Source organism: Variovorax sp. R-27 (assembly GCF_049913215.1).
GTDB lineage: Bacteria > Pseudomonadota > Gammaproteobacteria > Burkholderiales > Burkholderiaceae_C > Variovorax.
Genome location: NZ_CP183984.1, coordinates 4,871,435 through 4,884,599, shown reverse-complemented (window position 1 = coordinate 4,884,599; position 13,165 = coordinate 4,871,435). Strand labels below are relative to the sequence as shown.

The window sequence follows — 13,165 nt, the reverse complement described above, 5'->3', positions numbered from 1 at the left end:
GCCCGCCTTACTTGATGTACACCTCGTCGAGCGGCGACAGCGGCCCCCAGATGGTGGTCGGCACGTTGCCCACCTTCTTGCTGGTGATGGTGTGGTACGGCACCTGGTTGATGAACTCGATGGGCAGCTCGTCGGTCACGATCTTCTGGAAGATCGCGTAGTAGGCCTTGCGCTGCGTCGGGTCGATCAGGCCGCCTGCGGTGTTGAGCAGTTCGTCGACCTTCGGGTTGGCGTACGACTGCGTGTTGGTCCACACAATGGGCTTGATGTTGGTCGACAGGTAGGTGCGGTGCACGCCGATGATCGGGTCGCCCCAGTTGAACACCGCGTCCATCGACATGTCGAAGTCGTGCGAGGCCAGGCGCTTGGCCCAGGCCGGGAAGTCGGCCGAGGCGCGCACCTCCACCGTGATGCCCACTTTCTTGAGCTGGCCGCGGATGTACTCGGCCACGTTCTTCTGCTGGTCGTCGCCGCCGGGCAGGTAGTCGATGGTGAGCTTGAAGCGCTCGCCGCCCGCGCCTGCCTTGTAGCCCGCGGCGTCGAGCATTTCGCCGGCCTTCTTCAGGTCGAGCGGGTAGCGCACGAGGTCGGGCACGGCAAAGGGGCTGCTGGCCACCAGCGGGCCGTCGGACACGGTGGCAAAGCCGCCCATCAGCGCCTTGGTGATGAAGTTCTTGTCGATGGACGTGGCGATGGCCTTGCGCACCTGCACGTCCGACAACGGCTTCTTCGCAGTGTTGAAGGCCAGCCAGTTGAGCGGGCCGATGCCGTCGTAGCCCTTGGGCGTGAGCGACACCCTGGGGTCGTTCGCGAAGCGCTTCAGGTCGGTGGGCAGCGTGGCGAAGGGCAGCATCTGGATGTCGCCGCGCTCCAGCCCGAGCACCAGGCTCGCCATGTCGGGCGTGACGTTGACGATGATCTTGTCGAGATAGGGCTTGCCGGGCAGGAAGAACTTGTCGAAGCGCTCCAGCACGATGCGCTGCGCTGGCTTGAACTCGGTCACGCGGAAGGGGCCCGAGCCGATCACGTCGGTGGTGTTGCGCGGGTGGTTCTTCAGGTCTTGCCCGTCGCCGTAGATGTGCTTGGGAAGAATGGGGCACAGCGCCGGCGACATTGCCAGCACGATGGCCGGGTGCGGCACGCTCATGCGGATGATGGCCGTGTACGCATCGGGCGTTTCCACCTTCTCGACCGGGCCGAGCATGGTGGTGAACGGGTGGTTGGCCTTGATGGCCATGATGGAGAAGGCCACGTCGGCCGAGGTGACGGGCTTGCCGTCATGGAACACGGCATCTTTGCGCAGCTTGAGCGTGAGCGACTTGCCGTCGTCGGCCAGCTTCCACGACTCGGCCAGGTAGGGCTGCGGATTCCACTTGTCGTCGAAGCGCAGCGGGCTCGCAAAGATCTGCGTCGAGGGCAGGGCGGTGGCAATGCCCGACTGCACCGCGCCGTTCAGGTGCCGGGGCGTCTGCGTGCTGCCGATGACCAGCGTGCCGCCGCGCTTGGGCTCGTCGGCCGCGGAGGCGGGCAGCGGAAGCAGGGCGCTCGCGGCCAGGAGCGCGGCGGAAAGCAGTGTGGTGCGGCGCGTGAAAAGAGAAAGCGGGAGCTGCATGACAAGACCTCGGAGAGTTCGACACAGGCAATCGGATTCGGCCAACGCCAACGCGAAGACCTTGTGTCGAAGATAGGCGCTTGGTACACACCGGCGAAGAGCCAACGTGGCACGACTCACAGGGCCAGAAGGGGCGGGTTTGCCCCGTTGTGCAGCAGGGCGTGCGCCACTTCGGTGAATGCGCGCAGGCGGTGCGCCTACTTCTCGTCGCGCAGCCAGTACCACTTGTAGAGCATGCGCTGCCCGATGCGCCGGAACGGCGCGAACGCGCGCGACTCGACCACCCCCAGCACGTTGGGAAAGGGCAGCGGCGAGCGGTAGATGGGCAGCTCGAACACGTCCTTGCCCGAGTCCTTGCCCGCCACGCGCTCGGCCAGCCGCTTGCCCGCCCAGGTCGAGAACGACACGCCGTTGCCGCCGTAGCCCACCGCGTACCAGATCTTCTTGCCGGCATCGGGCTGCGTGATGCGCGGCATCATGTCGTGGCTCATGTCGACCCAGCCCCACCACGAGTAGTCGATGCGGATGCCCGCCAGCGGCGGGAACTTGCGCGCGATGGCGTCGGTGAGCAGCTTCAGGTGCACCGGGCCTTCGGCGTCGGCGCCGCTCACGGCGCTGCGGCTGCCGATCTGCAGCCGGTTGCCCTTGAGCAGCCGGTAGTAGAAGCGCAGCGTGCGCGTGTCGGTCAGGAAGGTCTGCGACTTGAAGTTGGTGGCTTGCAGCTCGGCATCGGTGAGCGGGCGCGTGACCACCGAGTTCGACAGGATCGGCATGATCCGGTTCTTCAGCAGCGGGTTGAGCGCCTGCCCCGTGTAGCCGCCGGTGCACACCGCCACGCGGCGCGCGCGCACCACGCCGGCGGGCGTCTGCAGGTGGTGCACGCCGTCGATGGTCTGCCAGCCTTGCACGGGGCTGGATGTGTGCACCGTCACGCCCAGCGCGCGGGCGCGCCGCATCAGGCCGAAGGTGAACTTCAGCGGGTGGATGCCCACGCCCTCGGCCTCGTACATCGCGCCGACGGTCTCGCGCTCGTCGCAGTAGTCGTGGCGCACTTCCTCGGCGCTCATCATGCGGGTGGCGTAGCCGAACTTCTCGCGCATGAGCCGTGCCTCGGCGTCGAGGCCGGCGAGCTTTTCAGGGCGGTGTGCGAGGTAGAGGTGGCCGCCGTCGTAGGCGTCGCAGTCGATCTGCGTGGTGAGGTGGCGGAAGTTCTCGAAGCCGCTGCGGATCTCGGCGTCGAGCCGCTTGGCGGTGTCGAGGCCCCAGCGTTCGATCCACTGCGATCGCTTGAGCCGGCCGCTCGCGTTCTGGCCCTGGCCGCCGCTGCGGCTGGAGCAACCCCATGCGGCCTGGTTGGCTTCGAGCACGGTGGCGCGGATGCCGTGCTCCTGCGCGAGGTAGAGCGCGGTCGACATGCCGGTGGCGCCCGAGCCGATGATGGCCACGTCTACATCGATGTCGCGCAGCAGCGGGCCGTCGTCTTCCGGCGGCTCGCCGGCGCTGGCCACCCACCAGGTGGGTGCGTAGGCGCGGCCGGCGCCGGGGTCGGGCGCGCGCAGCGGGTCGTACTGCGGGTCGTAGGGGCGGAAAGGGGCCTGCGGCGGCTGCTGCTCGAACGCTGCGGCGTCGATGGCCGCGCTGGCGGTGGCCGTGGCGGAGGCGAACTGCACGGTGCCTGTCATGGTCATGAAGGGCTCCAGGAGAAGGGGAAAGAAGAGGGCCGGAAAGAAGTGGGCCGAGGCGTGCTTGCCTACTTCGCGGCGGGCAGGTTCGGGCGTGCCTTGCGGAACACGTTCTTCAGGTGGATCTTTCCGCCCTTGAAGGTGAAGACGTCGATGCCGTCGGTCTCGATGCGGCTGCCGTCGGCGGCGGTGCCGGTGAAGGTCCACTGCGAGGTGCCGAAGTCGCCATGCACGAAGTGCTGGCCGTTGATCCATTGCGCGTCGGGCACGGCTTGCCATGCTGCGGCAAAGGCCTTGCGCACCGCCTCGGTGCCAACGTGGCGGGTGCCGCAGGCGTCGGGGCCGGCGGCGGTCTGGAAGATGCAGTCGGGCGTCATGAAGCTCATGAGGGCGTCGATGTCGTGGCGGTTCCAGGCGTCGCTGAAGGCGGCAAGGGTGTCGGTGGTCACAGAAGTGGAAGGCATTGCGGTCACGCGGGAACTCCGGAAATTGATGCGGCAAGAGTAGGCAGCCGCCTGCCGGCGCGATAGGGCCAGTTGGGAGGATTCGACCGAGCCAGAGCACCACGAACCGCGTGCACTGCCCTAAACTGCGGCGCACCATGCCCCCGAATCCGCGAGCCACCCAGTGGGCGCAGCTCTTCGCGCTGCCCGATCAACCGGCGCTGCCGCTGCAGGCCCGTTTGCGCGCCGCCGTGGTGCAGGCCATTCTTGAAGAGCACCTGGCGCCCGGTGCGCCGCTGCCCTCGTCGCGCGAGCTTGCGGCGTTGCTGGGGCTGAGCCGCAATACCGTTACCTCGGCGTACCTGCAGCTCATTGACGAAGGCTTTCTGGAGGCGCGTCCGCGCAGCGGGGTGTTCGTGGCGCACGATGCCCGTCCGCTTTCAGCCGTTCATGCGGAGCCGCTGGTCGGGCGCAGTGGGCAGGCGAGCCAGCCGCCCGACTGGTCGGGTCGCGTGCTGCGCTCGCTGGTCGACAAGCCAACGTTGTCGAAGCCCGACCGGTGGCGCGACTATCCGTACCCTTTTGTCTACGGCAACTACGACCCGCAGCTCTTTCCCACAGAAGACTTCCGCGAGTGCTGCGCGCGCAGCCTGGCGCGCTCGCAGCTGCCGCACTGGACGCCCGACTTCGAAACCGACGACGTGCCCGACCTGATCGAGCAGATCCGCACGCGCCTCTTGCCCAAGCGCGGCGTGTTCGCGCTCAAGGAAGAAATCCTCGTGACCATGGGCGCGCAGCATGCCTACTACCTGCTGGCCGAGGCGCTGTTCGACGAGCAGACGCGCGTGGGGCTGGAGGAGCCGGGGCATCCACATGCACGCAACAGCTTCTCGCTGCGGCAGCCCAAGTGGGTGGAGGTGGATGTCGACGAAGACGGGCTGGTGGTCGATGCGCTACCGGCGGCGGACTACTTGTTCGTCACGCCTTCGCACCAGAGCCCCACCACCGCAACGCTGAGCCTCGAACGGCGCCAGTGGTTGCTGCGCAAGGCCGAGTTGCAGGACTTCGTGATCATCGAGGACGACTACGAAGCGGAGAACCTGTACGAAGGCACGCCCATGCCCGCGCTCAAGAGCCTGGACAAGACGGGGCGGGTGATCTACGTGGGGTCGGTGTCGAAGAGCCTGTCGCCTGCCTTGCGGCTGGGCTTTATCGTGGCGCCGCGTGCGCTCATCAAGGAGCTGCGCGTGATCCGGCATGCGATGGTGCGGCACCCGAGTGCCTTCCTTCAGCATGCGTATGCGCTGTTTCTCTCGCTGGGGCACCACGAGTCGCATGCGCGGCGGGTGAACCACGCGATGCAGGAGCGGCTTGCCCTGGCTGCCCAGGCGCTGCGGGACCATCTGCCCGATTTCGAGTTCCGGCTGCCTTCTGGCGGGGCTTCGATATGGGTGCAGGCGCCGACGTGGGTAGATGCCACGGAGCTGTCGCTGATGGCGCGCAACCATGGGGTGCTGATCGAGGCGGGCGATGTGTTCTTTGCCAAGCCGCCTTATCCGTGCCCCTTCTTCCGGCTGCGCCTGTCTTCGATTGCGGCCTCGCAGATTCCGGCGGGGATCCGGGCTCTGGGAATAGCGGTGGAAGAACTGGCTTTGGCGCGCGGAGAGAAGCGGCCGGCGGGCGGCCGGACCCATTGACCGGCTGAAGAGTTCGGGGGAGGCAACGCCCCGTCTGAGTGCCATGTGCACCAGAACAAGGGTATTCACCCATCGGCTGGCTCCATGCCCGCCCCGGTGCTGGTACTTCCTGGCTGGAGGCGATGCGTGCAAAGTCGCTGCGAGATTCACCTACTGGAGAAACCCGATGACCATGTCCCGCCGTCTCCCCCTGCAACTCGCCGTGCTGGCCGCCACGCTGGCAGCCTTGTGCGGCACCGCTTCCGCACAGCAGGCCAAGGAACTCACCTTCGCCCACCAGGACATGCTGGTTCCACTGCGCCTCGTCATGGAGTCCGGCGAGGTCGAGAAGGTCACGGGCTACAAGATCAACTGGCGCATGTTCGCGGGCGGCGGCGACGTGATCCGCGCGATGGCTTCAGGCGACGTGCAGATGGGTGAAACCGGCTCAAGCCCGCTGACGGCCGCGGCCAGCCAGGGGCAGGACATCAAGCTGTTCTGGATCTCCGCCGACATCGCGAATGCGGAAGCGCTCATCGCGCGCAATGCATCGGGCATCAACAGCATGAAGGACCTGGCCGGCAAGAAAGTGGCCACGCCCTTCGTGTCGACCGCGCACTACCAGCTCATGGCCGGCATGAAGATGGACGGCGTCGACCCCAAGAGCGTGAACGTGATGAACATGCGCCCGCCGGAGATCGCGGCCGCATGGGAGCGCGGCGACATCGACGCCACTTTCATCTGGGACCCGGTGCTCTCGAAGATCAAGGCCAGCGGCAAGACCATCGCCACCTCGGGCAGCATCGGCAAGCGCGGCGCGCCCACCTTCGAGGGCATCGTGGTCAACGCCAAGTGGGCGGCCGCGAATGAGCCTTTCATGATCGCCTTCGTGAAGGCACTCAACCGCGCGAACGAGGAATACAAGGCAACAGGCAAGAGCTGGACGCCCGATTCGCCGCAGACCAAGGCCATGGCCAAGTGGACCAAGGCTGATCCGAAGGACGTTGGCGCAGCGATGGCGCTGTACACCTTCCCGACGATGGCAGAGCAGGTTTCGCCGACGTGGCTGGGCGGTGGTGCTGCCAAGGCGATGGCTAACACGGCGGCCTTCCTGAAGGAACAGGGGCGGGTGCAGGAGGTGAAGCCTGACTACGGCGCGTTCGTGACCACTACTTATGTCGAGAAGGCAATGGGCAAGTAGCAACGAACGGAAAGCGGAGATCTGAAATGCCCACGCTAGACATCCGAGACCTGACGGTCAACTACGCGGTAAAGGGCGGCACGCTGCAGGCGCTGGCCCCCGTCAACCTTACGATGCACGACGGCGACTTCGTCGTAGCGCTAGGTGCCTCGGGCTGCGGCAAGACCACGCTGCTCAACAGCATCGCCGGCTTCCTGCCGCCATCGACCGGCGAGATATTGCTGGATGGCAAACCGGTGGTCGGCCCCGGCGCCGACCGCGGCGTGGTGTTCCAGAAGCACGCATTGATGCCCTGGCTCAACGTGCGCGACAACGTGGCGCTGGGCCTGCGACTGTCCGGCGTGGGCAAGGCCGAGCGCGACCGCATCGCTGAAGAAAAGCTGGGCCTCGTCGGCCTGCAGAAATACGCCGACCGTGCGGTGTACGAACTGTCGGGCGGCATGCAGCAGCGCGTTGGCATTGCGCGCGCACTCGCGAGCGACCCGGCCGTGCTGCTCATGGACGAACCCATGGGCGCTCTCGATGCTTTCACGCGCGAACAGGTGCAGGAGATTCTTCTGCAAGCCTGGTCCAAGTCGAACAAGATGGTGTTCTTCATCACCCACTCGGTGGAAGAGGCGCTGTTCCTCGCCACCCGGCTGATCGTGATGAGCCCGAGCCCCGGGCGCATATCGCACGTCTACGACGACGTGCCTTTCTCTCGCCAGTACCTGTCGCACGGCGACTCGCGCAAGGTGAAGTCGGAGCCCGAATTCATCCGCATGCGTGAAGAAGTGCTGTCGATCATTCATCATCGCGAGGTTGCCCATGTCTGAGGTGTCGATCGCATCCCCCGTCGCCATGACGCCACCGCCTTCCAAGCCCGCCACCCCGCCAGTACTGCCTGCACCCGCAGCAGGCGCCAAGCTCAAGACCAGCGCCTTCAAGGTGCCGGGCGAAGGCTCGAGCGTGACCATCAGCATCGTCACCGTTGTGGCGTTGGTGGCGCTGTGGTTCATCGTTACCAACATGGGCTGGGTCAAGCCTCTGTTCCTGCCCACACCGCAGGCGGTGTTCCAGCAGTTCTACGAATACCTCACCGGCCAGGCCAACGACAAGCCGCTGTGGCAGCACTTTCTTGCCAGCATGTTCCGCGTGTTCTCGGCCTTCTTCCTGGCCTGCGTCACCGCCATTCCTGTGGGCATCGCGATGGGCATGAGCCGCTTCTGGCGCGGCATCTTCGATCCGCCGCTGGAGTTCTACCGGCCGCTGCCGCCGCTGGCGTACCTGCCACTCATCATCATCTGGTTTGGCATTGACGAGCTGCCGAAGGTGCTGCTGATCTTTTTGAGCTGCTTCGCGCCGCTGGCATTGGCCGCGCGCTCGGGCATGCGCAGTGCCTCACAAGAGCAGATCAACGCCGCGTACTCGATGGGCGCGAGCTACATGCAGGTGATTCGTCACGTGATATTGCCGTCGGCATTGCCCGACATCCTTGTGGGCATGCGCATCGCCATCGGCTTCGGCTGGACAACGCTGGTGGCCGCCGAGATGGTGGCGGCCAACATGGGGCTGGGTCAGATGGTGCTGAACGCGTCGAACTTCCTGCGCACCGACATCGTCATCATGGGCATCATCGTCATCGGGGTGGTTGCTTATCTGTTCGACCTGCTGATGCGGTGGCTCGAGCGACGTCTGGTGCCCTGGAAAGGGCGCATGTAGTCGGTGCCATGTGCACGGGCTGCTGTGGCGGCAGCGCCGGGCCTTCGGCCAGCGCGCCCATCGATTGCTCCAGGAAGTCGAGCATCGCGCGCATCGCGGCGCTGTTGTGGCGGCGCTGCGAATACGCGGCATACAGCCAGTGCTCGCGCGGCATGTGCTCGCGCAGCACCGGCACCAGCGCCCCGCGCTCCAGGTGCGACTGCGCCAGCGGCTCGGGCACATAGGCCACGCCCACGCCACGCAGAGCCAGCTCGATCAGCGCCACGGCGTCGTTGGCTTCCATGCGGCTGTGCACCGGCACGTCGTACGGCTTGCCGCCGGTCTCGAAGGGCAGGTGGGTGGTCGGCTTCGCCGAGAAGCTCAGCACATCGTGCCGGCCCAGGTCTTCGGGCGTCTGCGGCATGCCGCGCTGGGCCCAGTAGGCCGGCGTGGCGCAGACCACCATGTCGAACTGCACCAGCCGGCGCACGATCAGGTTCATGTCGTCGATGCGCCCGCCCGTCAGGTGGATGTCGATGCCTTCCTCGATCAGGTCGAGGTTGTCGTTGGTGAACACCAGGCTCACGTACACGTCGGGGTAGAGCTTGATGAACCCGGCGATCACGTCAGAGAGCCAGCCGGCGATAAGCCCGTGCGGCGCGCTCATGCGTAGCCGACCGCGCGGATGCGAGCCGTGGGCCTGCAGGTCGTTCAGGGTGTTCTCGGCCATCGTCACCAGTTGCGTGCTGCGGTCGAGCAGCACCTGGCCGGCGTCGGTCAGGCTCAGGGAGCGGGTGGAGCGGTTCAGCAGGCGCACGCCGCTGCGGGTTTCGAGCTCTGCCACATAGCGGCTCACCGTGGCTTTCGACATGCCCAGCGAAATCGCTGCGCGGGAGAAGCTGCGCCGGAACGCGACTTCACGGAATGTTTTGATGAGATCGAGGCCGTCCATGGTGGAGGCATTGTTCCAGCATCGAGGATGAGGCCGTGGGGTGTAGGGGCATACCCAGGCCTGGATCGGACTTCACGCGAGACAGCTTCCGTGACGATCGACACGAGTAGACTCCGCGGTTTTTCCTTTCTGCAGAGGAGCGAGCTGCGATGGCTATCTTGGACGCTGGCCCCTACTTCCACGGTACGCGGGCGGACCTTCAGATGGGCGATCTGCTCACGGCCGGCTTTCGGTCAAACTACGACGGCCGCGTCGTCATGAACCACATCTACTTCACCGCCTGGCCCAAGGGCGCTGGGCTGGCCGCCGAAATGGCGAGGGGCGACGGCCGTGGCCGCGTCTACATCGTCGAGCCCACGGGCGCCTACGAGGACGATCCCAACGTCACCGACAAGAAGTTTCCGGGCAATCCCACACGCTCGTACCGCAGCCGGGAGCCGCTTCGGATCGTCGGCGAACTGGAGACCTGGGAACTCTTCGATCCGGAGTACATCCGGCAGCTCAGGGAGCGCGTACGCGTTGGCATGGGAGAGATCATCAACTGAATCCCGCCTGCCGTGCCGCGCCGGGTAGCGAACGGAGATGGACCGGGTTGTTGACCGTCTTGGGCCTCTCGGCGCCACTGCTGTGCGGCTGAATTCGGCCAGAAGCGCTCCCTCGCGGCCGACGTTCGAAGCTGAGGCAGCCGCAATGAGTTCAACCCACAGGGCTACGGCAGTTGGTCATTTTGGATCGATAACATCAAACTCGAACTGCACCGGAGCGGAGTCTGCGACGTAGGCGCTGATCAGGTAGTGGCCGGCAGGATCGCCATCGGCCACGTCCCAAGACTTCGAAATGGTGCCGTCGTAGATGGTCAGGGTCACGTCCAGCGAAATAGTCTTGCGATCCGCCGACGTACCGTAAGGCTGGCCACCGCTGCCCCACGTCTTCGGGGTTTCCGGCAATGTCACGCGTTCGAGAATGCGGACCTTGCCAGATTTCCGGTTGAGTTTCAGGATCCAACCGTAGTTTTGGTTGATCGCCCGTGGCACGGTGTTCGAAACCTTGAAGTCCAGCACATCGTTGTTGGGCGCGAGCTTGAAGAGCCCAAAGACCGCATCGAGCGGGCACGCTCCATTCGCTGTCGGGGCAACGGCGCAAGCTTTGAACACGGCGGCATTGGATTCAGAAATGAATCCATGCGATGCGGCGCCCGTTGTTTGAGCGCCAATGTGGGTGCATGCGACCGCGGCGAAAAGAACAGGAAGGTGGCGTGAATATTTCATGGCAGATGAGGCTCGGCAAGCGACTGTCAAACGATCAAACCTTGCATGTCTTATGGCATAGGTTGAGCCAGGAGCGAGCTCGACCTTCGATGCGAGATGCGCCCGCCATGCTCTCCCGGCGAAACGCAGCAGCATTGCCAGCGAGACCTACTTGAATGTAAGGCTCAAGGGTCGGCTCCCGTCAACCAGGCGTGCCCGGCGTACCCGGCGTACCCGGCGGAATCCTAAGCGTCCGCTTTCGAGAACGTCGCTGGGCCCTTTGCGCAGACTTCCCGTGCGGCCACAAGCGGCCAATCGCGAATGGCTGCTTCGGCGATGCTCTATCCTCATTAAAAAGGTGTGGGATCGCTAACTCGGAGGAGTAGGCGATTGACGCGCGCAGCCTTCGCTGCTTAACATCAATGCACCTTCCACCGTCGACGTGCCATGAAACGCCGTGAGTTCGTTCTTGTTGGCACTGCGCTCGCCTCACTCGGCGTGTCAGCGTGCACCCATTCGATCGGAGGCTTCGCCGCAAAGACTTCGCGAGAAGATGACTGGGACATCGCCGCGGGTGACGACGGCAAGCTCGTTGACACCGCCGCACTCAGCAAGATGGCCGATCGGCTTGCGGCTTCGGGCTCGAACATTCACTCCGTTCTTGTCTTGCATCGCGGCAAGCTCGTTTTTGAGCGCTACCTCCAAGGCAGCGATCAGGTGCCGACCAGCTTTTTCGGCAGCCGCGTGGAGAACGTCGTCTTCGACGCCAACACGCGCCATGCAATGAAGTCAGCGACGAAGAGCGTCGCGTCGCTCGCCGTCGGCATCGCGATCGACCGGGGGCTGATCCATGGCGTCGACGAGCCGATCCTTGGCTTCTTCCCCGAACTCGCAGACCTGCGAACGCCAGAATCGGATCGCCTGTTGCTGCGGCACGCGCTCGGCATGACGCTCGGTCTCGAATGGATCGAGTCAACGCCCGCGACCGGCGATCTCGCGAACGACGAAACGCGCATGTATTTTTCGGGCGATCCGTGCCGCTACGTGCTCACGCGCCGAACTGTCGCGGCGGCTGGGCAGCAGTTCTTCTACAGTACCGGCGCGCTGGCGCTTATATCAGCGATCCTGCATCGGGCCACCGGCAGACCGCTCGACGAGTTCGCGCGAACGAGCCTGCTGGAGCCCCTGGGCATCTCCGGCGAAGAATGGAGCCGAATGGGCAGAGACAGCGACGCCGGCGGAGGCCTTCGCATGCGTCCACGGGACATGGCGAAGATCGGACAGCTCGTGCTGGCGGGCGGGCGCTGGGATGGACGCCAGATCGTGTCGAAGGGCTGGATCGAAGCTTCCACCGCGTCGCTCATCAAGGCAACGGACGACCAGGACTACGGCTACCTTTGGTGGAGCGGCCATGCCAGAGCGCACCGACGAATAGTCCGCTGGATCGGTGCGCTCGGTCGAGGCGGGCAATCGATCCGCATCGTGCCCGAGCTCGATCTCGTCGTTGCCGTGACGGCAGGCTACTACCAGGACTACAGCCCGCAGGCATTCAAGTTGCAGTACGGCGTGTTCAACGATGTGCTGCAGGCTATCTCACCGTCCCTATGACTCGGATACCGTGACTGGCGTCCATGCTGTCAGCGCTTAATTGAACCGCGAAACACCGGGCGATCTTCGCGAAACGCCTATTACGGTGACTGGCCGCTTGGCGATGGCCCACGTTGCACTCGCTACATCCGCTTGGGGCCCGAAGGCGGCATAGGTTTATCCCGCAAGCGGACCTCCAGTTCAGCTTCGCCGCCCCTGCAGCAGGGCTTGCGGCTACTGCCGGAAAGAGCCCTTCGGCCTAACCATTTGCTTGAGATTCTTGAGCTTTCGAGGGGCGCGCTCGGTCCATAAGATTTCCGCCCCGTCTCCCAGCTTCTCGTAGATTGGGAGGACATCGGTGATACCCACCAACTTCCATTGAACAGGTACGCCTTCCGGACCACCCTTGTATGGCTTCGCATTCGCGCGAGCAACCGTCATGCCCTTTTTATAGGCATCGTCAAGGGTTCGCGCACGCACAAGAATTGTGTTCTCCCACGACATGAATCGAGCTTCATCATCGTCCTTTCTGTCGTCATTCAACTCCACGAAGCGCAGCAGGTACGAAACCGCATACCAGCCCACCGGTGAAAGATTCTTGTCGTATGTCATGCAAAGATTGTCTCGCCAGTGGCTCGGAGCTAGTAGAGCGACAGCTGCTCAACCGAAACTCTGAACGACTGGTTCTGACCGGCTGGCGTCATTTTTGATTCACTCGCACGAGTGCAAGAGCTTGCTCAGAATCCCCCGCTCTTCATCGCTGAAAAAGTCCTTCAGGTCCTCGAAGTCGCCTTCAATGAAATGCTTCTGCATGTTTCTAAGACTTGCTCTCAGCAGGAGGAGTAGCCCTTTAGCGTCGTAGTCATATCCTGGACCGCTGAAGCCTACCCAGTCCTCTACAAAGTTCAGCAACTCATCGCTGGTTTCGAAGTGCATATTTCTCCCGAATGACTGGTTGTGGGCTAAGTTTTCCCAACGGGGCGACTGGCCGCTCCTAGTCGATAGTACTCACCCGCGCTTTGCCGCCAAATGCCAGCAACCGCCGCGCACGGAACGGACATCAGGTCTCCAGAGTGCAGCGTGTG

13 protein-coding genes are annotated in these 13,165 nt (G+C 64.4%); 6 read left to right on the top strand and 7 right to left on the bottom strand.

Translation table 11 applies throughout. From position 1 onward, the window contains the following. Window positions 1-7: 7 nt before the first annotated feature. The 3 genes from ACN9MV_RS22950 to ACN9MV_RS22940 all read right to left on the bottom strand — a co-directional run bounded on the left by ACN9MV_RS22950 (window position 8) and on the right by ACN9MV_RS22940 (window position 3,758). Window positions 8-1,612, bottom strand: a complete 1,605-nt coding sequence (locus ACN9MV_RS22950) for an ABC transporter substrate-binding protein (protein WP_426389636.1) — start codon at window positions 1,610-1,612, stop codon at window positions 8-10. Between the two features lie 197 nt (window positions 1,613-1,809). Continuing rightward, entirely contained in the window at window positions 1,810-3,300 is a 1,491-nt protein-coding gene (locus ACN9MV_RS22945; RefSeq protein WP_097198561.1) for an NAD(P)/FAD-dependent oxidoreductase, read from the bottom strand. A gap of 62 nt (window positions 3,301-3,362) precedes the next feature. Beyond that, window positions 3,363-3,758, bottom strand: a complete 396-nt coding sequence (locus tag ACN9MV_RS22940) for a nuclear transport factor 2 family protein (RefSeq protein WP_426389635.1) — start codon at window positions 3,756-3,758, stop codon at window positions 3,363-3,365. A 137-nt stretch (window positions 3,759-3,895) separates the two neighbouring features. Between ACN9MV_RS22940 and ACN9MV_RS22935 the strand changes: the two genes are divergently transcribed. The 4 genes from ACN9MV_RS22935 (at window position 3,896) to ACN9MV_RS22920 (ending at window position 8,315) form a co-directional block, all read left to right on the top strand. After that, a complete protein-coding gene (locus tag ACN9MV_RS22935) occupies window positions 3,896-5,434 on the top strand; it encodes a PLP-dependent aminotransferase family protein (protein WP_093080746.1) in 1,539 nt (512 codons plus the stop codon). A gap of 166 nt (window positions 5,435-5,600) precedes the next feature. Beyond that, entirely contained in the window at window positions 5,601-6,614 is a 1,014-nt protein-coding gene (tauA, locus tag ACN9MV_RS22930; RefSeq protein WP_426389634.1) for a taurine ABC transporter substrate-binding protein, read from the top strand. A gap of 26 nt (window positions 6,615-6,640) precedes the next feature. Then, window positions 6,641-7,429 carry a taurine ABC transporter ATP-binding protein gene (locus ACN9MV_RS22925; protein WP_097198563.1) on the top strand — a complete coding sequence of 263 codons (789 nt, stop codon included), beginning with the start codon at window positions 6,641-6,643 and terminating at the stop codon, window positions 7,427-7,429. Continuing rightward, window positions 7,422-8,315 carry an ABC transporter permease subunit gene (locus ACN9MV_RS22920; RefSeq protein WP_426389632.1) on the top strand — a complete coding sequence of 298 codons (894 nt, stop codon included), beginning with the start codon at window positions 7,422-7,424 and terminating at the stop codon, window positions 8,313-8,315. The genes ACN9MV_RS22925 and ACN9MV_RS22920 overlap by 8 nt, the downstream gene beginning before the upstream one ends. Here the strand turns inward: ACN9MV_RS22920 and ACN9MV_RS22915 are convergent. Continuing rightward, on the bottom strand, window positions 8,233-9,246 hold the full coding sequence (locus ACN9MV_RS22915; protein ID WP_093080739.1) for a LysR family transcriptional regulator: 1,014 nt from the start codon (window positions 9,244-9,246) through the stop codon (window positions 8,233-8,235). The genes ACN9MV_RS22920 and ACN9MV_RS22915 overlap by 83 nt on opposite strands. A 149-nt stretch (window positions 9,247-9,395) precedes the next feature. Between ACN9MV_RS22915 and arr the strand changes: the two genes are divergently transcribed. Beyond that, complete coding sequence (gene arr, locus ACN9MV_RS22910) at window positions 9,396-9,791, top strand: NAD(+)--rifampin ADP-ribosyltransferase (RefSeq protein WP_426389631.1); 396 nt, start codon at window positions 9,396-9,398, stop codon at window positions 9,789-9,791. A 177-nt stretch (window positions 9,792-9,968) separates the two neighbouring features. Here the strand turns inward: arr and ACN9MV_RS22905 are convergent, their stop codons facing one another. After that, the gene (locus ACN9MV_RS22905) at window positions 9,969-10,514 is read right to left on the bottom strand and encodes a hypothetical protein (protein ID WP_426389629.1); all 546 of its coding nucleotides are present in this window, start codon (window positions 10,512-10,514) and stop codon (window positions 9,969-9,971) included. A gap of 426 nt (window positions 10,515-10,940) precedes the next feature. Here ACN9MV_RS22905 and ACN9MV_RS22900 point away from each other — a divergent pair, with 426 nt between their 5' ends. Next, window positions 10,941-12,101: a serine hydrolase domain-containing protein gene (locus ACN9MV_RS22900; protein WP_426389628.1), complete on the top strand. Its 1,161-nt coding sequence runs from the start codon at window positions 10,941-10,943 to the stop codon at window positions 12,099-12,101. A 213-nt stretch (window positions 12,102-12,314) separates the two neighbouring features. On the opposite strand, the gene ACN9MV_RS22895 is transcribed toward ACN9MV_RS22900, so the two are convergent. Then, window positions 12,315-12,692 carry a DUF4288 domain-containing protein gene (locus tag ACN9MV_RS22895; RefSeq protein WP_093080732.1) on the bottom strand — a complete coding sequence of 126 codons (378 nt, stop codon included), beginning with the start codon at window positions 12,690-12,692 and terminating at the stop codon, window positions 12,315-12,317. Window positions 12,693-12,791: 99 nt separating this feature from the next. Next, window positions 12,792-13,016: a hypothetical protein gene (locus ACN9MV_RS22890; RefSeq protein WP_093080730.1), complete on the bottom strand. Its 225-nt coding sequence runs from the start codon at window positions 13,014-13,016 to the stop codon at window positions 12,792-12,794. Window positions 13,017-13,165: the final 149 nt, after the last annotated feature.

What these genes read in the sequence shown, in the direction of transcription:
- ACN9MV_RS22945 (WP_097198561.1), bottom strand. Translation starts at nt 3,300, where the DNA reads ATGACCATGACAGGCACCGTGCAGTTCGCCTCCGCCACGGCCACCGCC.
- ACN9MV_RS22900 (WP_426389628.1), top strand. Translation starts at nt 10,941, where the DNA reads ATGAAACGCCGTGAGTTCGTTCTTGTTGGCACTGCGCTCGCCTCACTC.
- ACN9MV_RS22950 (WP_426389636.1), bottom strand. Translation starts at nt 1,612, where the DNA reads ATGCAGCTCCCGCTTTCTCTTTTCACGCGCCGCACCACACTGCTTTCC.
- ACN9MV_RS22940 (WP_426389635.1), bottom strand. Translation starts at nt 3,758, where the DNA reads ATGCCTTCCACTTCTGTGACCACCGACACCCTTGCCGCCTTCAGCGAC.
- arr (WP_426389631.1), top strand. Translation starts at nt 9,396, where the DNA reads ATGGCTATCTTGGACGCTGGCCCCTACTTCCACGGTACGCGGGCGGAC.
- ACN9MV_RS22890 (WP_093080730.1), bottom strand. Translation starts at nt 13,016, where the DNA reads ATGCACTTCGAAACCAGCGATGAGTTGCTGAACTTTGTAGAGGACTGG.
- ACN9MV_RS22905 (WP_426389629.1), bottom strand. Translation starts at nt 10,514, where the DNA reads ATGAAATATTCACGCCACCTTCCTGTTCTTTTCGCCGCGGTCGCATGC.
- ACN9MV_RS22915 (WP_093080739.1), bottom strand. Translation starts at nt 9,246, where the DNA reads ATGGACGGCCTCGATCTCATCAAAACATTCCGTGAAGTCGCGTTCCGG.
- ACN9MV_RS22925 (WP_097198563.1), top strand. Translation starts at nt 6,641, where the DNA reads ATGCCCACGCTAGACATCCGAGACCTGACGGTCAACTACGCGGTAAAG.
- ACN9MV_RS22935 (WP_093080746.1), top strand. Translation starts at nt 3,896, where the DNA reads ATGCCCCCGAATCCGCGAGCCACCCAGTGGGCGCAGCTCTTCGCGCTG.
- ACN9MV_RS22895 (WP_093080732.1), bottom strand. Translation starts at nt 12,692, where the DNA reads ATGACATACGACAAGAATCTTTCACCGGTGGGCTGGTATGCGGTTTCG.
- tauA (WP_426389634.1), top strand. Translation starts at nt 5,601, where the DNA reads ATGACCATGTCCCGCCGTCTCCCCCTGCAACTCGCCGTGCTGGCCGCC.
- ACN9MV_RS22920 (WP_426389632.1), top strand. Translation starts at nt 7,422, where the DNA reads ATGTCTGAGGTGTCGATCGCATCCCCCGTCGCCATGACGCCACCGCCT.